The 19,703-nt window shown below is 68.0% G+C and carries 16 protein-coding genes and 3 tRNA genes; 14 read left to right on the forward strand and 5 right to left on the reverse strand.

Going from position 1 to position 19,703, the window contains the following annotated elements:
- Positions 1-6 precede the first annotated feature (6 nt).
- Both ilvD and BLV31_RS11000 read right to left on the reverse strand, forming a co-directional pair.
- Entirely contained in the window at positions 7-1,848 is a 1,842-nt protein-coding gene (ilvD, locus tag BLV31_RS10995) for a dihydroxy-acid dehydratase (protein WP_024101385.1), read from the reverse strand.
- Between the two features lie 139 nt (positions 1,849-1,987).
- Positions 1,988-2,509, reverse strand: a complete 522-nt coding sequence (locus BLV31_RS11000; protein ID WP_006554537.1) for a PH domain-containing protein — start codon at positions 2,507-2,509, stop codon at positions 1,988-1,990.
- Positions 2,510-2,775: 266 nt separating this feature from the next.
- On the opposite strand from BLV31_RS11000, the gene BLV31_RS11005 reads away from it, so the two are divergent.
- The 6 genes from BLV31_RS11005 (at position 2,776) to BLV31_RS11030 (ending at position 10,971) form a co-directional block, all read left to right on the forward strand.
- On the forward strand, positions 2,776-4,716 hold the full coding sequence (locus BLV31_RS11005) for an acetolactate synthase large subunit (protein ID WP_024101384.1): 1,941 nt from the start codon (positions 2,776-2,778) through the stop codon (positions 4,714-4,716).
- The gene (gene ilvN, locus BLV31_RS11010) at positions 4,713-5,216 is read left to right on the forward strand and encodes an acetolactate synthase small subunit (protein ID WP_006554535.1); all 504 of its coding nucleotides are present in this window, start codon (positions 4,713-4,715) and stop codon (positions 5,214-5,216) included. Before BLV31_RS11005 ends, ilvN begins: the two co-directional genes overlap by 4 nt.
- A gap of 50 nt (positions 5,217-5,266) precedes the next feature.
- Positions 5,267-6,268 carry a ketol-acid reductoisomerase gene (gene ilvC / locus BLV31_RS11015; RefSeq protein WP_170318577.1) on the forward strand — a complete coding sequence of 334 codons (1,002 nt, stop codon included), beginning with the start codon at positions 5,267-5,269 and terminating at the stop codon, positions 6,266-6,268.
- A gap of 118 nt (positions 6,269-6,386) precedes the next feature.
- Positions 6,387-8,159 (forward strand): SulP family inorganic anion transporter, encoded by a 1,773-nt coding sequence (locus BLV31_RS11020; RefSeq protein WP_024101383.1) that lies wholly within the window; start codon positions 6,387-6,389, stop codon positions 8,157-8,159.
- A gap of 128 nt (positions 8,160-8,287) precedes the next feature.
- On the forward strand, positions 8,288-9,880 hold the full coding sequence (serA, locus tag BLV31_RS11025) for a phosphoglycerate dehydrogenase (protein ID WP_006554532.1): 1,593 nt from the start codon (positions 8,288-8,290) through the stop codon (positions 9,878-9,880).
- An 80-nt stretch (positions 9,881-9,960) separates the two neighbouring features.
- Positions 9,961-10,971 (forward strand): 3-isopropylmalate dehydrogenase, encoded by a 1,011-nt coding sequence (locus tag BLV31_RS11030; RefSeq protein WP_039585233.1) that lies wholly within the window; start codon positions 9,961-9,963, stop codon positions 10,969-10,971.
- A gap of 99 nt (positions 10,972-11,070) precedes the next feature.
- Here BLV31_RS11030 and BLV31_RS11035 read toward each other — a convergent pair whose 3' ends face one another.
- Positions 11,071-12,267, reverse strand: a complete 1,197-nt coding sequence (locus BLV31_RS11035; protein WP_064061391.1) for an MFS transporter — start codon at positions 12,265-12,267, stop codon at positions 11,071-11,073.
- 110 nt (positions 12,268-12,377) lie between these two features.
- Between BLV31_RS11035 and BLV31_RS11040 the strand changes: the two genes are divergently transcribed.
- From BLV31_RS11040 to BLV31_RS11060, 5 genes are all read left to right on the forward strand, one after another.
- Positions 12,378-13,154 carry a fumarylacetoacetate hydrolase family protein gene (locus tag BLV31_RS11040; RefSeq protein ID WP_006554529.1) on the forward strand — a complete coding sequence of 259 codons (777 nt, stop codon included), beginning with the start codon at positions 12,378-12,380 and terminating at the stop codon, positions 13,152-13,154.
- Positions 13,155-13,220: 66 nt separating this feature from the next.
- Positions 13,221-14,693 (forward strand): glutamate--tRNA ligase, encoded by a 1,473-nt coding sequence (gltX, locus tag BLV31_RS11045; protein ID WP_006554528.1) that lies wholly within the window; start codon positions 13,221-13,223, stop codon positions 14,691-14,693.
- Between the two features lie 215 nt (positions 14,694-14,908).
- Positions 14,909-14,980: transfer RNA gene (locus tag BLV31_RS11050), tRNA-Gln, on the forward strand.
- 86 nt (positions 14,981-15,066) lie between these two features.
- Positions 15,067-15,139, forward strand: a tRNA-Glu gene (locus BLV31_RS11055).
- Between the two features lie 83 nt (positions 15,140-15,222).
- Positions 15,223-15,295 (forward strand) — tRNA-Glu (locus BLV31_RS11060).
- Positions 15,296-15,348: 53 nt separating this feature from the next.
- On the opposite strand, the gene BLV31_RS11065 is transcribed toward BLV31_RS11060, so the two are convergent.
- Positions 15,349-15,861 (reverse strand): pyridoxamine 5'-phosphate oxidase family protein, encoded by a 513-nt coding sequence (locus BLV31_RS11065; protein ID WP_006554527.1) that lies wholly within the window; start codon positions 15,859-15,861, stop codon positions 15,349-15,351.
- A 93-nt stretch (positions 15,862-15,954) separates the two neighbouring features.
- Positions 15,955-16,656 carry an IclR family transcriptional regulator gene (locus BLV31_RS11070; protein ID WP_006554526.1) on the reverse strand — a complete coding sequence of 234 codons (702 nt, stop codon included), beginning with the start codon at positions 16,654-16,656 and terminating at the stop codon, positions 15,955-15,957.
- A 117-nt stretch (positions 16,657-16,773) separates the two neighbouring features.
- On the opposite strand from BLV31_RS11070, the gene leuC reads away from it, so the two are divergent.
- From leuC to BLV31_RS11085, 3 genes are all read left to right on the forward strand, one after another.
- Positions 16,774-18,201, forward strand: coding sequence for a 3-isopropylmalate dehydratase large subunit (leuC, locus tag BLV31_RS11075; protein WP_019288377.1), 1,428 nt, complete (start codon positions 16,774-16,776; stop codon positions 18,199-18,201).
- Between the two features lie 28 nt (positions 18,202-18,229).
- A complete protein-coding gene (leuD, locus tag BLV31_RS11080; protein WP_006554524.1) occupies positions 18,230-18,826 on the forward strand; it encodes a 3-isopropylmalate dehydratase small subunit in 597 nt (198 codons plus the stop codon).
- A gap of 170 nt (positions 18,827-18,996) precedes the next feature.
- The gene (locus BLV31_RS11085) at positions 18,997-19,695 is read left to right on the forward strand and encodes an HU family DNA-binding protein (protein ID WP_072740430.1); all 699 of its coding nucleotides are present in this window, start codon (positions 18,997-18,999) and stop codon (positions 19,693-19,695) included.
- Positions 19,696-19,703: the final 8 nt, after the last annotated feature.

The raw sequence follows: 19,703 nt of genomic DNA on the forward strand, positions 1-19,703 counted from the left end.
GAAGTGTTACGGCACGCGCCGGACGGCACCCTTGTCGGCGGAGGTCGCCAGAGCGGCGTAGGCGCGCAGTGCCTTCGAGACCGTGCGCTCACGGTCGACGGGCTGCCACGGACGCTCGGAGGCCTCCATCTTCGCGCGACGATCCGCGAGCACCTCGTCCTCGACGAGCACCTCGAGGGTGCGGGTCGCGACGTCGATGCGGATCCGGTCGCCCTGCTCGATCAGGCCGATCACACCACCGGACGCGGCCTCGGGGGAGACGTGCCCGATGGACAGACCGGAGGTGCCGCCCGAGAAGCGACCGTCGGTGATCAGGGCACACACCTTGCCCAGACCGATGCCCTTGAGGAAGGAGGTCGGGTGCAGCATCTCCTGCATGCCGGGGCCGCCGGCCGGGCCCTCGTAGCGGACGACGACGACGTCGCCGGCCTTGATCTTCTTGCCGAGGATGACCGAGACGGCCTCCTCCTGCGACTCGACGACGTAGGCCGGGCCCTCGAAGTGGAACAGATCCTCGTCGATACCGGCGGTCTTGAGGATCGCGCCGTCCGGTGCGAGATTGCCGCGCAGCACGCACAAGCCGCCCTCGACGGTGTAGGCGTGCTCGATGTCGCGGATGCAACCGTTCGCGGCATCGGTGTCGAGCGACGACCAGCGGTTGTCCGTCGAGAACGGTTCGGTGGTGCGCACACCGCCCGGTGCGGCGTGGAACAGTTCGAGGGCCGTCTCGGACGCCTTGCCGGAACGGATGTCCCAGGTGTCGAGCCACTCGTCGAAGCTCTTCGTGTGGACCGTGGAGACGTCGGTCTCGAGCAGACCACCGCGGCGCAGCTCGCCGAGGATGGCGGGGATTCCGCCGGCGCGGTGCACGTCCTCCATGTGGTAGTCGGAGTTCGGGGAGACCTTCGCCAGGCAGGGCACCCGGCGGCTGATCTCGTCGATGGTGGTGAGATCGAAGTCGACCTCACCCTCCTGCGCGGCGGCGAGGGTGTGCAGCACGGTGTTGGTGGAACCACCCATGGCGACGTCGAGCGCCATTGCGTTGCGGAAGGCGGCCGGGGTGGCGATGTTGCGCGGAAGCACCGACTCGTCGTCGTCGCGGTAGTAGCGCAGGGCGGCCTCGACGATCGTCCGGCCGGCGGTCTCGAACAGTGCGCGTCGCGCCTCGTGGGTGGCGAGGGTCGAACCGTTGCCGGGCAGCGCGAGACCGAGAGCCTCGGTGAGGCAGTTCATCGAGTTGGCGGTGAACATGCCCGAGCACGAACCGCAGGTCGGGCACGCGCTGCGCTCGACCTCGTCGAGTCCCGCGTCGTCGACGGCCTCGCTGGCGGAGGCCGAGATGGCGGTGATGAGGTCGGTGGGGGCCTGCGCGACACCGTTGACGACGACCGCCTTGCCGGCCTCCATCGGACCACCGGAGACGAAGACCGTCGGGATGTTCAGGCGCATCGCGGCATTGAGCATGCCCGGGGTGATCTTGTCGCAGTTCGAGATGCACACCAGTGCATCGGCGGTGTGCGCGTTGACCATGTATTCGACGGAGTCGGCGATGATCTCGCGGCTCGGCAGCGAGTAGAGCATGCCGCCGTGGCCCATGGCGATGCCGTCGTCGACTGCGATGGTGTGGAACTCGCGCGCCACGCCGCCCGCTTCGCGCACGGCCTTCGCGACGATCTCACCGACGTCCTTGAGGTGGACGTGACCGGGTACGAACTGCGTGTAGGAGTTCGCGATGGCGACGATCGGCTTGCCGAAGTCGGAATCGGTCAGGCCGGTGGCGCGCCACAGGGAGCGCGCTCCCGCGGCGTTTCGTCCGACGGTGGTGGTGCGTGACCTCAACGGGGGCATGGGCTGACTTCCTTGACGGTGGCTGGTGCGCAATCGGCCGGGCCGCGTCCGGGCGCCGGGCTGGGCGGATCCGGGCAACGGCACCGACGAATCTACTCGCGTGCTTCCGGATGCCTCTATTCGCATCCGGTCGCGAGGATCAGGAGGAGCGGTCCCCCTTCTTCTCGACGGTGACTGCGTCGTCGGTGGTTTCGGCATCCGGACCGGCTTCGGCGGCCGCCTTCTCGCGGTATGCCTTCTCCTCGGCGAGCTGTGCGGCCGCGTACGGATCGGTGATGCGGCCTCCGCTGGCCTCCGACAGCTGCGGCAGCCGGCCGAAGGTGACGACCGGCAGTGCGACCTCGCTGCCGTCGGTGAGCCGTGCGCGGGCCCAGCCCCGCTTCGGGAACCGGAGGCCGTCGAGTTCGTCCCACTTCAGGTTCGTCGTCTTGAAGGTCGCTCGCGCGACGATGCCCTCGGGGCCGACGACGGTGCGTACCCGCACGACCCAGGCGGCGACGAGGAACGGGATGATCAGCGTCCATGCGAAGGCCTCCGGCCACGCCAGCGCGGGGGAGGCGAGGGCGAGGAACAGCAGAGCGCACGCGAGGAAGGACAGTCGCGAGATCTGGATGACCTGCGTCGTCGAATCGGGCGTGTGGGATGATGGGGGCGGTGGCACGGGCTGCTGGGAAGATGACACCTCTACATCTTCGCACTGCAGCCGCGGCATCTCACATTCTGGGACAGTGGACCGCACCAAGTTGACTGTCTGGACACCATGCGCCTACCGTCGAGCGCGTGAATCAGAATGGGTTGCTCGTAATCGGCCGGCGCGTCGTCGCCTGAGCCGCATTTCGCAACTCGCCCACGACGCGCCACCCTCGTACAGCAGACTTGCTGACGAGGGTTTTTTGTTGCCCGGAGCCAGAATCAGAGGAATTCGCAGTGAGCGCACCAACCGCACGGCCTCAACCCTCGCCGCGAAAGCCGGGGTCCGCCACCCCGACTCCCGCAGCTGCCGCGACGCAGCCCGCCAATCGACGCCAGGTCGCCCCCGAGCGGGTCACCGGCGCCCAGTCGGTGGTCCGCGCACTCGAGGAACTCGAGGTCGACACGGTATTCGGCATCCCCGGCGGCGCGATCCTGCCCGTCTACGACCCGATCTTCGATTCGCGGCGCGTGCGCCACGTGCTCGTCCGTCACGAGCAGGGCGCCGGGCACGCTGCCACCGGTTACGCCCAGGCCACCGGCAAGGTCGGCGTGTGCATGGCCACTTCCGGTCCGGGCGCGACGAACCTCGTCACCCCGCTCGCCGACGCGCAGATGGACTCCGTGCCCCTCGTCGCGATCACCGGCCAGGTCGGTCGCCCGCTCATCGGCACCGACGCCTTCCAGGAAGCCGACATCTCCGGCATCACGATGCCGATCACGAAGCACAACTTCCTGGTCACCGACGGCGCCGACATCCCGCGCATCCTGGCCGAGGCGTTCTACCTCGCCTCCTCGGGCCGACCGGGCGCGGTCCTCGTCGACATCCCCAAGGACATCCTTCAGGCACAGACCACCTTCAGCTGGCCGCCGGAGATGCACCTGCCCGGCTACCGCCCGGTGACGAAGCCGCACGGCAAGCAGGTCCGCGAGGCCGCGCGACTGATCGCCGACGCGAAGAACCCGGTGCTGTACGTCGGCGGCGGTGTCATCAAGGCCGAGGCGTCGGCCGAGCTGCTCGAGCTCGCCGAGCTGACCGGCATCCCGGTCGTTACGACGCTCATGGCCCGCGGTGCGTTCCCCGACAGCCACAACCTGCACTGCGGCATGCCCGGCATGCACGGCAACGTCGCCGCGGTGGCCGCACTGCAGAAGAGTGACCTGCTCATCACCCTCGGTGCCCGCTTCGACGACCGCGTCACCGGTCAGCTGGACTCCTTCGCGCCCGACGCCAAGGTCATCCACGCCGACATCGACCCGGCGGAGATCGGCAAGAACCGGCACGCCGACGTGCCGATCGTCGGTGACTGCAAGGAGGTCATCGTCGAACTGCTCGAGGCGATCCGCGCCGACCTGGCGACCGGCACGAAGCTCGACTACACGGCATGGTGGGCCTACCTCGACGACATCCGTCGCACCTACCCGCTGAGCTACGACCGTCCCACCGACGACACCCTGTCGCCGCAGTACGTCATCCAGGCCGTCGGTAAGCTCGCCGGTCCCGACGCGATCTACTGCGCAGGCGTCGGTCAGCACCAGATGTGGGCGGCGCAGTTCGTCGACTACGAGAAGCCGCGCACCTGGCTCAACTCCGGTGGTCTCGGCACCATGGGCTACGCGGTGCCCGCCGCGATGGGCGCCAAGATGGGTTGCCCCGACACCGAGGTGTGGGCCATCGACGGCGACGGCTGCTTCCAGATGACCAACCAGGAACTCGCGACGTGCGCCGTCGAGGGTGTGCCGATCAAGGTCGCGCTCATCAACAACGGCAATCTCGGCATGGTCCGGCAGTGGCAGACCCTCTTCTACGAGGAGCGATACTCGAACACCGACCTGGCGACGCACTCGCTACGCATCCCCGACTTCGTCAAGCTCGCCGAGGCCCTCGGCTGCGTGGGCATCCGCGTCGAGCGCGAGGAAGACGTCGAGCCTGCGATCCGCCGGGCGCAGGAGGTCAACGATCGTCCCGTCGTGATCGACTTCATCGTCGGCAAGGACGCGCAGGTGTGGCCGATGGTCGCCGCCGGCACGAGCAACGACGAGATCATGGCGGCTCGCGACATCCGGCCGCTGTTCGACGACGACGCCGCTGCCGACGATCCCGCCGTCATCCACGAGACCATCGACGCGCTCGAAACCCGCAGCGAGAACGCTGCGGCCCAGGAGGAGACCAAGTGAGCACGAGTCACACCCTCAGTGTTCTCGTCGAGGACAAGCCGGGCGTGCTCGCCCGAGTCGCATCGCTGTTCTCGCGACGCGGCTTCAACATCGAATCCCTTGCCGTCGGTGGCACCGAGGTGCCCGACATCTCGCGGATGACGATCGTGGTGACCGTCGACGAGTTCCCGCTCGAGCAGGTCACCAAGCAGCTCAACAAGCTCGTCAACGTCATCAAGATCGTCGAGCAGGAGGACGAGGCGTCCGTCGCCCGCGAACTCGTGCTCATCAAGGTGCGCGCCGACGCGAGTGTACGCACCCAGGTCATCGAGACGGTGAATCTGTTCCGCGCCAAGGTGATCGACGTCTCGCCCGAGTCGCTGACCATCGAGGCGACCGGTACGCGGTCCAAGCTCGACGCGCTGTTGCGCATGCTCGAACCGTACGGAATCCGCGAGATCGTCCAGTCCGGTGTCGTCGCCGTCGGACGCGGTCCGAAGTCCATCACGGCTACCCGTTAGCCTTAACACACCCATACTTGCTGAAAGAGGTAATCACTGTGGCAGTCGAGATGTTCTACGACGACGATGCCGACCTGTCGATCATCCAGGGTCGTAAGGTCGCCGTCATCGGCTACGGCAGTCAGGGACACGCGCACTCGCTGAGCCTGCGCGACTCGGGCGTCGACGTTCGCATCGGTCTGAAGGAGGGCTCGAAGTCGCGGGCCAAGGCCGAGGAAGCCGGTCTCACCGTCGGCACCCCCGCCGAGGTCTCCGAGTGGGCCGACGTCATCATGATCCTCGCGCCCGACACCGCCCAGGCGTCGATCTTCACCAACGACATCGAGCCCAACCTGAAGGACGGCGACGCGCTGTTCTTCGGCCACGGCCTCAACATCCACTTCGGTCTCATCACCGCTCCGGAGAACGTGACCGTCGCGATGGTCGCCCCCAAGGGCCCCGGCCACCTCGTGCGTCGTCAGTTCGTCGACGGCAAGGGCGTTCCCGCGCTCATCGCCGTCCATCAGGACCCCAAGGGTGAGGGCCAGGCGCTCGCGCTGTCCTACGCCAAGGGCATCGGCGGCACCCGGGCCGGCGTCATCAAGACCACCTTCAAGGAAGAGACCGAGACCGACCTCTTCGGCGAGCAGGCCGTGCTCTGCGGTGGCACCGAGGAGCTCGTCAAGACCGGCTTCGACGTCATGGTCGAGGCGGGCTACGCCCCCGAGATGGCCTACTTCGAGGTTCTCCACGAGCTCAAGCTCATCGTCGACCTCATGTACGAGGGTGGCATCGCCCGCATGAACTACTCGGTGTCCGACACCGCGGAGTTCGGCGGCTACCTCTCCGGCCCGCGCGTCATCGACGCCGGCACCAAGGAGCGCATGAAGGAGATCCTGAAGGACATCCAGGACGGCACCTTCGTCAAGCGTCTCGTCGCCAACGTCGAGGGCGGCAACAAGGAGCTCGAAGGTCTGCGCAAGCAGAACGCCGAGCACGGCATCGAGGTTGTCGGCAAGCAGCTGCGCGACCTGATGAGCTGGGTCGATCGCCCCATCACCGAGACGGCGTGACAGCCACCTGATCCGGTCACGGCGGCCCGGTACCCCTACGGGGGTGCCGGGCCGCCGTCGTCGGTGCGCGTGAGCGATGTCGCAGCCACGGGCCGAGGCCGCGGAGGATACTTGGCTGATGTGGCTCCTCGCCGCGTTCGGGCGGCTCCCGGGTGTCGCCACCGCACGGTCCTACCGGCGGGGGTGGCTGCGGGGCGACGTCACGGCGGGTCTCGCGCTCAGCGCCCTGCTCGTCCCCACCGGCATGGGATATGCCCAGGCGGCGGGACTGCCGCCCTACACAGGTCTCTACGCGACAGTGGTGCCGATGCTCGTGTACGCGGTGGTCGGTCCGTCCCGGATCCTCGTGCTCGGACCGGATTCCGCGCTCGCCCCGCTCATCGCGGCCGCGGTGATCCCGCTCGCCGCCGACGGTGACCCGCAGCGTGCGGTCGCCCTCGCCGGTGTGCTCGCCCTCCTCGTCGGGGCGATCCTCCTCGTCGGGGGGATACTCCGCTTCGGATTCCTGACCTATCTGCTCTCCACACCGATCCGGGTCGGTTTCCTCAACGCGATCGCGATCATCGTCATCGTCGGGCAGCTCCCGCTCCTGCTGGGCACCTCGGCCGACGAATCCGGTGTCGTCGCCGAGGTTCTCGACGTCGTCGACGACGTCTTCGAGGACGGTGTCGAACCGGTCGGACTTCTCCTCGGCGCCGGCACCCTCGCTGTGATCCTCGTGCTGCAGAAGGTCGTTCCCCGCATACCCGCGGTGCTCGTCGCGGTGGTCGCCGCCTCCGCGGCGGTCGAGGTGTTCGGGCTCACCGATCGGGTGGAGATGGTGGGGGCGCTGCCCTCCGGGATCCCCGCGCCCGTTCTGGGCGGTATCGAACGGGGAGACGTGATCGAACTGCTCGCACCCGCGGTCGCGGTCGCCGTCATCGCGTTCGCCGACACCGCGGTGCTGTCGCGCTCGTTCGCGCTCCGACGGGGCGAGGACGTGGACGGCAGTTCCGAGATGCGCGCCCTCGGTGTGGTGAACATCGCAGCCGGTGCGACGGGCGGATTCCCCATCTGCGGCAGCGGCAGTCGCACTCCCGTCCTCGAACAGGCCGGAGCGCGTACCCAGCTCGCGGGTGCCGTCGGAGCGGTGACGGTCGCGATCTTCCTGCTCGCCGCGCCGGGGGCGACGGCGTACCTGCCGCAGGCCGCGCTCGCTGCCGTCGTGATCGCCGCGGCGAGTGCGCTCGTCGATGCGAAGGGGCTCGGTCGCCTGTGGCGGGTCAACAAGATCGAATTCTGTTTGTCCTTCGCCGCATTCGTGGCGGTCGGTCTCGCCGGTGTGTTGAGGGGTGTACTCGTCGCGATCGCATTGTCGTTGGCGGTCGTGATCGTGCGTGCCTGGCAACCCCACCGGACCGAACTCGTCGAACTCGAGAACATCGCCGGATATCACGACCGGGAGCGGCATCCCGAGGGCCACCGCATCCCGGGTCTCGTGCTCGTGCGATTCGACGCTCCGCTGTTCTTCGCGAACGGTGTGATCCTCACGAAGTTCGTCCGTGAACTCGTCCGCGAACGCGAGGACCGTATCGAGTGGGTGGTACTCGCGGCCGAACCGATCACGGATCTAGATATCAGCGCCGTCGAGGAGATCGAACGTCTCGACGACTACCTCGCCCACAGGGGGATACGGCTCGCCTTCGCCGCGATGAAGGGGCCGGTCAAGGACAAGTTGCACCGGATGCAATCGGGGAATCGCTTCGGGGCCGGTCGATTCCATCCGACCGTCCGCACTGCCGTGGTGGCCTTCCGGCACCGGAACCAGCCCGGCATCGAGCGCAGTGTGCTCGACGCACCCCCGCAGGACATCGTCCCGCCCCCGCGGAAGGATCGGCCCGCACCACCGTGATCCCGGTCCCGGTGGCCCCGTGGGAGGGGCCGGGGCACTAAACTGTGGGCGGTCGCGGGTGCCCACGCATGCTGTCGGGCGCGAGCGCCGTCGACCACTCACACATTCACGACACAGGGAGTCCGCACGTGAGCCAGAATGGCCGTCCAGTAGTCCTGATCGCCGACAAGCTTGCGCAGTCGACCGTCGATGCGCTCGGTGACGGTGTCGAGGTGCGCTGGGTCGACGGCCCCGACCGCCCCGCCCTGCTCGCGGCCGTGCCCGAGGCCCAGGCGCTGCTGGTCCGCTCCGCGACCACCGTCGACGCCGAGGTGCTCGCTGCGGCGCCCAACCTCAAGATCGTCGGTCGCGCCGGTGTCGGCCTCGACAACGTCGACATCGCTGCTGCCACCGAGCGCGGTGTGATGGTCGTCAACGCGCCCACCTCCAACATCCACTCCGCCGCCGAGCACGCGGTCGCGCTCCTCATGTCCGCGGCGCGGCAGGTTCCCGCCGCCGACCGCACCCTGCGTGAGCGCACCTGGAAGCGGTCGAGCTTCAACGGCACCGAAATCCTCGGCAAGACGGTCGGCGTCGTCGGCCTCGGCCGCATCGGCCAGCTGTTCGCCCAGCGTCTTGCGGCGTTCGAAACCCACGTCATCGCGTACGACCCCTACTTGCCGGCCGCCCGCGCCGCACAGCTCGGCATCGAGCTCGTCGACATCGACGAGCTGGTCGCCCGCGCCGACTTCATCTCGGTGCACTTGCCCAAGACCAAGGAGACCGCCGGCCTGATCAACGCCGAGCGTCTGTCCAAGGCCAAGGACGGCGTCATCATCGTCAACGCCGCCCGCGGTGGCCTGATCGACGAGGACGCGCTGTACGACGCGCTCGTCGAAGGCAAGGTCCGCGCTGCCGGCCTCGACGTCTTCGAGACCGAGCCGTGCACCGATTCGAAGCTGTTCGACCTCGACAACGTCGTCGTCACCCCGCACCTCGGTGCATCCACCGCCGAGGCCCAGGACCGCGCCGGTACCGACGTTGCCAAGAGCGTGCTGCTCGCCCTCGCCGGCGAGTTCGTGCCCGATGCCGTCAACGTCTCCGGTGGCCCCGTGGGCGAGGAGGTCGCGCCGTGGCTCGAGCTCGTTCGCAAGCTCGGTCTGCTCGCCGGCACCCTCTCGCCCGAGGCCGTGCAGAACGTGCAGGTCGTCGTCAGCGGTGAGCTCTCGGCCGAGAACACCGACATTCTCGGCCTGGCCGCCCTCCGCGGCCTGTTCTCGGCGAGCAGCGACGAGCCCGTCACCTTCGTCAACGCCCCCAAGCTCGCGGAGCAGCGCGGCGTGACGGTCGAGGTCGAGAAGGTCAGCGAGGCCACCACGCACCGCAGCGCCGTCGAGGTCCGCGCCGTGGCGCCGGACGGACACGTCACGTCCGTCGCGGGTGCGCTCACCGGCCTGCAGCAGGTCGAGAAGATCGTCAACATCAACAGCCGCAGCTTCGACCTCCGCGCCGAGGGCCACAACCTGATCGTCCACTACCAGGACCGTCCGGGTGTCCTCGGAACGCTGGGCACCGTGCTCGGCAACGCGAGCATCGACATCCAGGCCGCGGCGCTGAGCCAGGACGCGGAGGGCCCCGGCGCCACCGTGATCCTCCGTGTCGACCGCGTCGTCGGCGACGCCGAGGTCGGACAGATCACCGAGGCGCTCGACGCGCGCGTCGCCCAGGTCGACCTGTCCTGATCCTTCGGTTCTCCATCATCCGGTGGCCGCGACCGTCTGCACGGTCGCGGCCACCGTCGCACAGGAAGTGAGTAGTGCTCATGAAACTTGCGGTCATCCCCGGTGACGGCATCGGTGTCGAGGTCACGGCGGAAGCTCTCAAGGTGCTCCGCGCCCTCGTCCCGGATCTCGAGACGACCGAGTACGACCTCGGTGCCCGCCGGTACAACGCGACCGGCGAACTCCTGCCCGATGCCGATCTCGCCGCGATCCGCGAGCACGACGCGATCCTCCTCGGTGCCATCGGCGATCCGTCGGTCACGCCGGGCGTCCTCGAACGCGGTCTCCTCCTGAACATGCGGTTCGCACTCGACCACCACGTCAACCTGCGGCCGTCGCGCCTGTACCCGGGCTCGAAGTCGCCGCTCGCCGCCGACCACGAGATCGACTTCGTCGTCGTCCGCGAGGGCACCGAGGGCCCGTACACCGGCAACGGGGGAGCGATCCGCGTCGGCACCCCGCACGAGATCGCCACCGAGGTCTCGGTGAACACCTGGTTCGGAGCCGAGCGCGTGGTCCGCTACGCCTTCGAGCTCGCGCAGACCCGCCGCAAGCACGTCACGCTCATCCACAAAACGAACGTGCTGTCGAACGCCGGCGCCATCTGGACCCGCGCCGTCGAGACCGTCGGCAAGGAGTTCCCTGAGGTCACCACGGCCTACTGTCACATCGACGCCGCGACCATCTACATGGTCGACGACCCGTCGCGCTTCGACGTCATCGTCACCGACAACCTGTTCGGCGACATCATCACCGACCTCGCCGGCGCCGTAACCGGCGGTATCGGCCTTGCCGCGAGCGGCAACATCGACGCCTCGGGCACCAACCCGTCGATGTTCGAACCGGTCCACGGCTCGGCACCGGACATCGCCGGCAAGGGCATCGCCGATCCCACCGCGGCGATCCTGTCCACCGCCTTGCTGCTGCGCCATCTCGGGCGCGAGGAGGATGCTGCACGCGTCGAGCGGGCCGTCGAGGCCGACCTCGCGAATCGTGGCCCCGGTCCGATCGTGACCACCGAGATCGGCGATCGGATCGCTGCTTCTCTTTGATCTCTGAGCGCGGATTCTCTCCGGGCACCGAGTTCTTCGGCACAAACGCGCGTGGCGCCGGCGGGTACGTCCCGTCCGGCGCCACGCGCGTTTCGCGTATCAGTCCTTCGGTATCACCGGGACCGCCGCTGCGGGAGCGATGGCGGACAGGGCGAAGGCCGCGGGGAATCCGACCGCGGCGATGAGCCCACCGAAGACCGGTCCGACGGCCGCGGCGAACACGAACTGCCCGGTGTTCTGGATCCCGAGTGCGCGGCCGCCCCAGAACGGGCCGGCGATCTCCGCGACGGCAGTGAATGCCAACCCGTTCGGCGCCGAGGTCAGGATCGACGCGACGAGCAGGACGCCCACCGCGATCGCCGAATCCGTCCACGCCGTGACGGAGAGCGCGACCATCGACACGACGACCGATGCGGCGACGAGGCGCATCGGTCCCAGCCTGCTGCCCACCCGATCGGACCAGGCCCCGGTGACGACACGTCCGAGGGCGCCGAGGATCTGGGCGGCGGTGATGACGAGACCGGCGCCGACCTCGTCCCAGCCGCGGTCGGCGATGAGCCAGACCAGGGCGTAGGTCCACACGACGTACTGCGGAACGACGAGCAGGATCGACGCGAGATGGATCCGCGTGAGGGACATGGAACTCCGGTAGGGATTGCCGAGCACGCCTGCGCGCTCGGCCTCCACCCGTCCGGGTCGGGGCGGATCCACCACGCCGACCGCGCAGACGACGGCTGCGAGCCCGCACGCGAGCATGGGAAACGAGAGCGCCCAGGCGATCCCGTGGTCGCCCGCGAGAGTGGGGATGACGAGTGCGCCCGCGGCGACACCCAGCGGCACCGACATCTGCCGGATGCCCATCGCGAGGCCGCGCTGGTGCGGCGGGAACCATCCGACCACCACGCGACCGCTCGCCGAATTGGCGCTCACGGCGCCGGCTCCCGCACACATCAGCAATAGGCCGAGCAGTGCTGCGGAGGTGGTGCGGGACAGGTCCAGTGAGGTGGTCGCGCTCGCGAGTCCCATCGAGACGGCCGCGATCCCGAGTCCGGCGGCCAGCGCGAGACGTTCGCCGAACCGGTCGGCGATCGCGCCCCACACGACGAGCGTGAACACGCCGCCGAGGATCGGTGCGCCGGCGAGGGTTCCGGCCTGGGCGAGGGTGAAGCCACCCTCCTGGTTCAGGATTGGGATGAGGAAGGCGACGCCGTTGATGACGGTGGCCTGGGAGGCCTGGGCGAGGACGCCGAGGGCCAGGATCAGCCATCGGCGCCGACCGATGTCCGGATTGTCCATGAGTCCCACTATCTGAGAAAGTCGTACCGTTATATGAAATCTTGGTCGGACTCTATACCCGCGGCACCCGGGCGTCGATCGCAGTGTGCGCGCACCGTTAGACTCCGGACATGCGCCTTGGTCGAATTGCCAGCCCGGATGGTGTCGCGTTCGTGAGCATCGAAGGGGAGGGGAAGTCCGCGACGGCGAAGGAGATCGCCGAGCATCCTTTCGGGAACCCCACCTTCACGGGCCGGAGCTGGCCCCTCGCCGACGTGCGGATTCTCGCCCCGATCCTCGCCACCAAGGTGATCGCGGTCGGTCGCAACTACGCCGCCCACGCCGCCGAGTCGGGCAACGAGGTCCCCGACGAGCCGATGATCTTCCTCAAGCCCAACACGTCGATCGTGGGCCCGGGCGCGCCCATCGTGATTCCGCCCACCACCTCGCTCGTCCATCACGAGGCCGAACTCGCCGTGGTCATCGGGCGTCCCTGCAAGGACGTCCCCGCCGCGAAGGCCCGGGAGGCGATCCTCGGCTACACGATCGCCAACGACGTGTCCGCGCGCGACCATCAGCGCAAGGACGGCCAGTGGGGCCGAGCCAAGGGCCACGACACCTTCTGCCCGCTCGGTCCGTGGATCGAAACCGACATCGACCCTTCCGATCTCGAGATCTCGGCGGAGGTCGACGGGCAGATCCGCCAACGCAGCCGCACCTCGAAGATGGTGCACGACATCCCGAAGCTCATCGAATGGATCTCCGGTGTCATGACCCTGCTGCCGGGCGACGTCATCCTCACCGGCACTCCCGAAGGTGTCGGACCGATCGAGCCGGGCAACACAGTCTCGATCACCGTCGAGGGCATCGGAACGCTCACGAATCCGGTCGTCGCCAAGGGATCCTGACCGGAGCTCGCTGCGGGGCGGATAGCCTGGGAAGGTCTCCCGTCGATCCTCAACCCTGAGCGAGTCATGACCACCAGCGAAGTACGCGTACGTTTCTGCCCGTCACCGACCGGAACCCCGCATGTGGGTCTGGTGCGCACCGCCCTGTTCAATTGGGCTTTCGCACGTCATCACGGCGGCACCTTCGTGTTCCGCATCGAAGACACCGACGCCGCACGCGACACCGAGGAGTCGTACCAGGCGATCCTCGACGCCCTCCGGTGGCTTGGTCTCGAATGGGACGAGGGTCCGGAGGTCGGCGGACCGTACGAGCCGTACCGGCAGTCGCAGCGACGCGACCTTCACCTCGAGATCGTGCAGAAGCTCGTCGACTCCGGTGAGGCCTACGAGTCGTTCTCGACGCCGGAAGAGGTCGAGGAGCGGCACAAGGCCGCCGGCCGCGACCCGAAGCTCGGCTACGACAACTTCGACCGCGACCTCACCCCGGAGCAGCGGCAGGCATTCCTCGACGAGGGGCGCAAGCCGGTCGTGCGACTGCGCATGCCCGAAGAGGACCTCACGTGGAACGACCTGGTCCGCGGCGAGACCACTTTCAAGGCAGGCTCGGTGCCCGACTTCGCGCTGACCCGCGGCAACGGCATCCCGCTCTACACGCTCGTCAATCCCGTCGACGACGCGCTGATGAAGATCACACACGTCCTGCGCGGCGAGGACCTGCTGTCGTCCACCCCGCGTCAGCTTGCGCTGTACGCGGCGCTGCAGCGCATCGGCGTCACCGATTTCACGCCCGAGTTCGGCCACCTGCCGTTCGTGATGGGGCAGGGCAACAAGAAGCTCTCCAAGCGCGACCCGGAGTCCAACCTCTTCCTGCACCGCGATCGCGGGTTCATCCCCGAGGGCCTGCTCAACTACCTCGCTCTGCTCGGCTGGGGTCTCGCCGACGACCGCGACGTGTTCTCCCTCGACGAGATGGTCGCGGCCTTCGAGATCTCCAAGGTCAACTCGAACCCCGCCCGGTTCGACCAGAAGAAGGCCGACGCCATCAACGCCGAGCACATCCGCCTGCTCGAGCCGGAGGAGTTCGCGACCCGGCTGAAGGCGTACCTCGTCGAGCACGGCCGGATCGGGGCCGACGTCGACGACGCGCTCTTCCGGACGGCCGCCGACCTCGTACAGACCCGTATCGTCGTTCTCGGGGACGCGTGGGACCTGCTGAAGTTCCTGTTCGTCGACGACGCCGACTTCACGCTCGACGAGGTCTCCGCGGCGAAGAATCTCAAGGAGGATGCCGCGCCCGTGCTCGACGCCTCCGTCGCCGCCCTCGAGGGCCTGACCGAGTGGACCACGCCGGCGATCGAGGAGGCGCTCAAGAGCGCACTGATCGAGGGGCTCGAACTGAAGCCGAGGAAGGCCTTCGCTCCCGTGCGGGTCGCGGTGACGGGCTCGCACGTCAGCCCGCCGCTCTACGAGTCGATGGAACTGCTCGGCCGTGAGCGCACCCTTGCACGACTGCGTGCCGGGCGGGCGCGCATCGCCTGACCCCTGCATGGTCGCTCTCGGCCCGTCGTCGGCACCCGCCGGCGACGGGCCGAACTCGTTCCGGGCTCGATTTCATGCCACCGAGCTCGTCCTGAGCTCGATTGCACTCCTCTGACCAGCCGATTTGTAGTTGGTGGCGGGGTTGGTGCTAATCTTCTTCTCGGTTCGGAACGGAGGCCACAACGCCCGCAGGGCAGGCCGAAGGAACAAACCATTGGGGTATGGTGTAATTGGCAACACAGCTGATTCTGGTTCAGCCATTCTAGGTTCGAGTCCTGGTACCCCAGCTGAGACGCGGCGGTTTGCCCGCAACGTCTCAGCCAGCTATGCTGGCTGAGCTTCCTTCGGGAAGCGAAGAGAAGAAGTTCCATAGGCCCCCGTCGTCTAGCGGCCTAGGACGCCGCCCTCTCACGGCGGTAGCGTGGGTTCGAATCCCATCGGGGGTACAACGGACTACCCACCGATCTCCGGGTCGGTGGGTGTTCTTCTCTCGGAGGCGTCGGCTCGTCGATTCCTCGGAAAGTTCCAGGCCCCCGTCGTCTAGCGGCCTAGGACGCCGCCCTCTCACGGCGGTAGCGTGGGTTCGAATCCCATCGGGGGTACAACCACGAAGGCTCTCCGATCATCGATCGGAGAGCCTTTCGCGTATGGGCGGTCAGTGCGCGGCGGACGGAAGATAGGCGGCCGTCGTGCCGCCGATCTCCATGGCAGGCATCCCGAGCTTGCAGTGATCCCACGAACGCACCCGCGCGGGCACCACACGGACGGCCACCCGTTTGTGCATCATCTGCTCCACCGCGGGGCGCGCCTCCTCCGTGTACGGGGCGGTGTACCGCTCCCACACGTCGCGGCAGACCTCGAACAGGCGGTCGTGGTCGTCCACGATCTCCGCCCGCCCCTCGATCGAGACGCCACGCAACTGGTCGTAGGTGTCGCCGGCCTCGACGAGGACGGTCACGCGATCGTCGCGCCGGAGGTTGACCACCTTCTGCGATTTCGCCTTCGTCTCGAACCAGATCTCCCCGTCGAGCACCGCGTACCACATGGCGACGAGGTGCGGGGTGCCCGTCGGTCCGAGGGTCGCCAGGTTCGCGACCCGGCTGCGGTGGAGGAACTCGTCGATCTCCGACTCCGTCATCGTGATGCCTGCGCGGCGGTTGGTTCCCATGCGAAGCACTCTGGCAGAGCGTGGAGCCGCACGGCTGTCTTCCTCCCGCCCCGCCCGGGCTCCACCCGAAGGGACACGGACATGCGGTCGGCCTCAGAGACGCTTCTGGAGCGCTTCTGCGGCGGCGAGGAGGTCGGCGGCCCAGCGGGCGCCCGGTCGGCGGCCCATGCGGTCGATGGGGCCCGATACGGAGATCGCCGCGATCACGCCACCGCTGCTGTCGCGCACGGGTGCGGCGACCGACGCCACACCGGGTTCGCGTTCGGCGGCGCTCTGCGCCCAGCCGCGGCGGCGGACCTCGACGAGCACGCGTTCACCGAAGGCCGCGTCGGGGAGGATGGCGCGCTGGGTCGCCGTATCGGCCCACGCGAGCAGAACTTTCGCGCCGGAGCCGGCCGTCATCGGAAGGCGTGCGCCGACGAGGACCGTGTCGCGCAGACCGGTCGGCGGTTCGAGAGCGGCGACGCAGACCCGCTGGGTGCCCTCGCGGCGGTACAACTGCACGCTCTCGCCGGTGATCTCGCGCAGACGGGGGAGGACGAGCGAGGCGGCCTCGACGAGCGTGTCGCCTGCGCCCGCGGACAATTCGGCCAGTCCGGGGCCGGGACGCCACTGTCCGTCGCTGTCGCGCATGAGGAGGCGGTGGACCTCGAGGCCCACGGCGAGACGGTGCGCCGTGGCACGGGGCAGGCCGGTCCGCGCGCACAACTCGTTGAGGTTGCACGGCTGTTCGGCAACCGCATGGAGGACTGTCATCGCTTTGTCCAGCACTCCGATCCCGCTATGCTGTCTCATAGGTCGATACCTCCGTCTCGCATAATGGGAAGCATATCGCATGCCGAGAACGGTGGGGACGACGCCATACGCGGCCGGACAGCCCCCCGGGATCCCGCGTTCGTCACGTACGACAAGGTGGAGAAGATGGCTGGAAAGACTCTGGCGGAAAAGGTGTGGGACCAGCACGTGGTCGTGCGCGGTGAAGGAGAGGGATCGGCGCGACAGCCGGACCTGATCTACATCGACCTGCATCTCGTACACGAGGTGACCAGCCCGCAGGCCTTCGACGGTCTGCGGCTGGCAGGACGCCCGCTGCGGCGTCCCGACCTCACGATCGCCACCGAGGACCACAACGTCCCCACGGTGGACATCGACAAGCCGATCGCCGACCCGGTCTCGCGCACACAGGTCGAGACCCTGCGCCGCAACTGCGAGGAGTTCGGTGTCCGTCTGCACCCCATGGGCGACCTCGATCAGGGCATCGTCCACGTGGTCGGCCCGCAGCTCGGTCTCACGCAGCCCGGCATGACGGTGGTGTGCGGCGACAGCCACACCTCCACCCACGGCGCCTTCGGCGCACTGGCGATGGGCATCGGCACCAGTGAGGTCGAACACGTCATGGCGACACAGACGTTGTCGCTGCGGCCGTTCAAGACGATGGCCATCAACGTCGGCGGCACCCTCGCGCCGGGAGTGACGAGCAAGGACCTCATCCTCGCGATCATCGCGAAGATCGGCACCGGCGGCGGACAGGGCTACGTCCTCGAGTACCGCGGCGAGGCGATCCGCGCACTGTCGATGGAAGCGCGGATGACCATCTGCAACATGTCGATCGAGGCGGGCGCCCGCGCCGGCATGATCGCCCCCGACGAGACCACCTACGAGTTCATCAAGGGCCGCCCGCACGCCCCGAAGGGCGCCGACTGGGATGCTGCCGTGGAGGCGTGGGAGCAGCTGAAGACCGACGACGACGCGGTTTTCGACGCCGAGGTCCACATCGACGGCAGCGCTCTGACCCCCTTCGTCACGTGGGGCACCAACCCGGGCCAGGGCGCTGCGCTCGGGTCCAGCGTTCCGGTACCCGAGGAGATCGCCGACGAAACCGAGCGGTCTGCAGCGGAAAAGGCGTTGCGCTACATGGATCTCGAACCGGGCATGCCGCTGCGCGACGTGAAGATCGACACCGTCTTCGTCGGCTCGTGCACCAACGGCCGCATCGAGGATCTGCGTGCCGTGGCGGATGTCCTGCAGGGCCGCAAGGTCGCCGACGGCGTCCGGATGCTCGTCGTGCCGGGTTCGATGCGGGTGCGCGCGCAGGCGGAGGAGGAGGGTCTCGGCGAGATCTTCACCGCCGCAGGGGCCGAGTGGCGTCAGGCCGGGTGCTCGATGTGCCTGGGGATGAACCCCGACCAGTTGGCGCCGGGCGAGCGTTCCGCGTCGACCTCGAACCGGAATTTCGAAGGACGGCAGGGCAAGGGCGGACGGACGCATCTCGTCTCGCCGGCCGTGGCCGCCGCAACCGCGGTGCGGGGAACGCTTTCCGCACCGGCGGATCTGGACTAGACCACAGGACCGACGAGGAGAATTTTCGATGGAAGCCTTCACCACCCACAGGGGCATCGGCGTCCCGCTGCGCCGCTCCAATGTCGACACGGATCAGATCATCCCGGCCGTGTACCTGAAGCGCGTCACCCGTACGGGATTCGAGGACGGTCTGTTCGCCGCATGGCGCAACGACCCGTCCTTCGTCCTCAACACCCCGCCCTTCGACCGCGGCAGCGTTCTCGTCGCCGGACCGGATTTCGGCACCGGCTCCTCGCGTGAGCATGCCGTGTGGGCGTTGTCGGATTACGGATTCCGGGTCGTGATCTCGTCCCGCTTCGCCGACATCTTCCGGGGCAACGCCGGAAAGGCCGGTCTGCTCGCCGCTCAGGTCTCGCAGGACGACGTCGAACTGCTGTGGAAGCTCATCGAGCAGCAGCCCGGACTCGAACTGGAAGTGGATCTCGAGAACCGGACGGTGACCGCCGGAACCACCGTGGTGCCGTTCACCATTGACGACTACACGCGGTGGCGTCTGCTGGAGGGTCTCGACGACATCGGATTGACATTGCGCCAGGTAGACGCGATTTCCGAGTACGAAAAGTCAAGGCCGTCATGGAAACCGAGTACCCTTCCGGCGCCCTGAAAACACCCCCGAACGCGCCTTCTCCGGGCCCGGTCCGACGCTCCCGTCGGGCCGGGCCCGGAGGTTATTTGCATGAGAATCCGCGTGGCACATAGACTCTTGCCCGTTTGCGGGTCTACCGTGGACTGGAGTCGGTCTGACGGTGGACCGTGTATGTGCGGAGGAAATCAATGAACAAGGCAGAACTGATCGACGTTCTGACCGAGAAACTCGGTTCGGACAGGCGCACCGCCACCGCGGCCGTCGAGCACATCGTGGACGCGATCGTTCGCGCCGTGCACGACGGTAAGAGCGTCACCATCACCGGATTCGGTGTCTTCGAGAAGCGTCGTCGGGCCGCGCGTGTCGCGCGGAACCCGCGCACGGGTGAGACGGTCAAGGTCAAGCCGACCTCGGTGCCGGCCTTCCGTCCCGGCCAGTCCTTCAAGAACATCATCGCGGGCACCCAGAAGCTCCCGGCTTCGGGTCCGGCCGTGAAGCGCGGTGCAGCTGCAGCGGCCAAGAAGACCGCGGCAGCGAAGAAGGCGGCGAAGAAGACCACGGCGGCGAAGAAGACCACGGCGACCAAGTCGACCGCGGCGAAGAAGACCACCGCAGCGAAGAAGACCACGGCGGCGAAGAAGACCACCGCCACCAAGTCGACTCCGGCGAAGAAGACCACGGCGGCCAAGTCGACTCCGGCGAAGAAGACCACCGCCACCAAGTCGACCGCGGCGAAGAAGACCACCGCGGCGAAGAAGACCACGGCGGCCAAGTCGACTCCGGCGAAGAAGACCACCGCCACCAAGTCGACCGCGGCGAAGAAGACCACCGCAGCGAAGAAGACCACGGCCAAGAAGACCACGGCCCGCAAGAGCACCAAGAAGTAACACCCACC

Source organism: Rhodococcus pyridinivorans (assembly GCF_900105195.1).
Taxonomy (GTDB): Bacteria; Actinomycetota; Actinomycetes; order Mycobacteriales; family Mycobacteriaceae; genus Rhodococcus; species Rhodococcus pyridinivorans.

Bases quoted from the DNA above. Each gene is read 5' to 3' on its own strand.
- BLV31_RS11030 (WP_039585233.1), top strand. From the start codon at position 9,961: ATGAAACTTGCGGTCATCCCCGGTGACGGCATCGGTGTCGAGGTCACG.
- BLV31_RS11070 (WP_006554526.1), bottom strand. From the start codon at position 16,656: ATGAGACAGCATAGCGGGATCGGAGTGCTGGACAAAGCGATGACAGTC.
- BLV31_RS11040 (WP_006554529.1), top strand. From the start codon at position 12,378: ATGCGCCTTGGTCGAATTGCCAGCCCGGATGGTGTCGCGTTCGTGAGC.
- BLV31_RS11085 (WP_072740430.1), top strand. From the start codon at position 18,997: ATGAACAAGGCAGAACTGATCGACGTTCTGACCGAGAAACTCGGTTCG.
- BLV31_RS11065 (WP_006554527.1), bottom strand. From the start codon at position 15,861: ATGGGAACCAACCGCCGCGCAGGCATCACGATGACGGAGTCGGAGATC.
- gltX (WP_006554528.1), top strand. From the start codon at position 13,221: ATGACCACCAGCGAAGTACGCGTACGTTTCTGCCCGTCACCGACCGGA.
- ilvD (WP_024101385.1), bottom strand. From the start codon at position 1,848: ATGCCCCCGTTGAGGTCACGCACCACCACCGTCGGACGAAACGCCGCG.
- ilvC (WP_170318577.1), top strand. From the start codon at position 5,267: ATGTTCTACGACGACGATGCCGACCTGTCGATCATCCAGGGTCGTAAG.
- BLV31_RS11035 (WP_064061391.1), bottom strand. From the start codon at position 12,267: ATGGACAATCCGGACATCGGTCGGCGCCGATGGCTGATCCTGGCCCTC.
- leuD (WP_006554524.1), top strand. From the start codon at position 18,230: ATGGAAGCCTTCACCACCCACAGGGGCATCGGCGTCCCGCTGCGCCGC.
- BLV31_RS11020 (WP_024101383.1), top strand. From the start codon at position 6,387: ATGTGGCTCCTCGCCGCGTTCGGGCGGCTCCCGGGTGTCGCCACCGCA.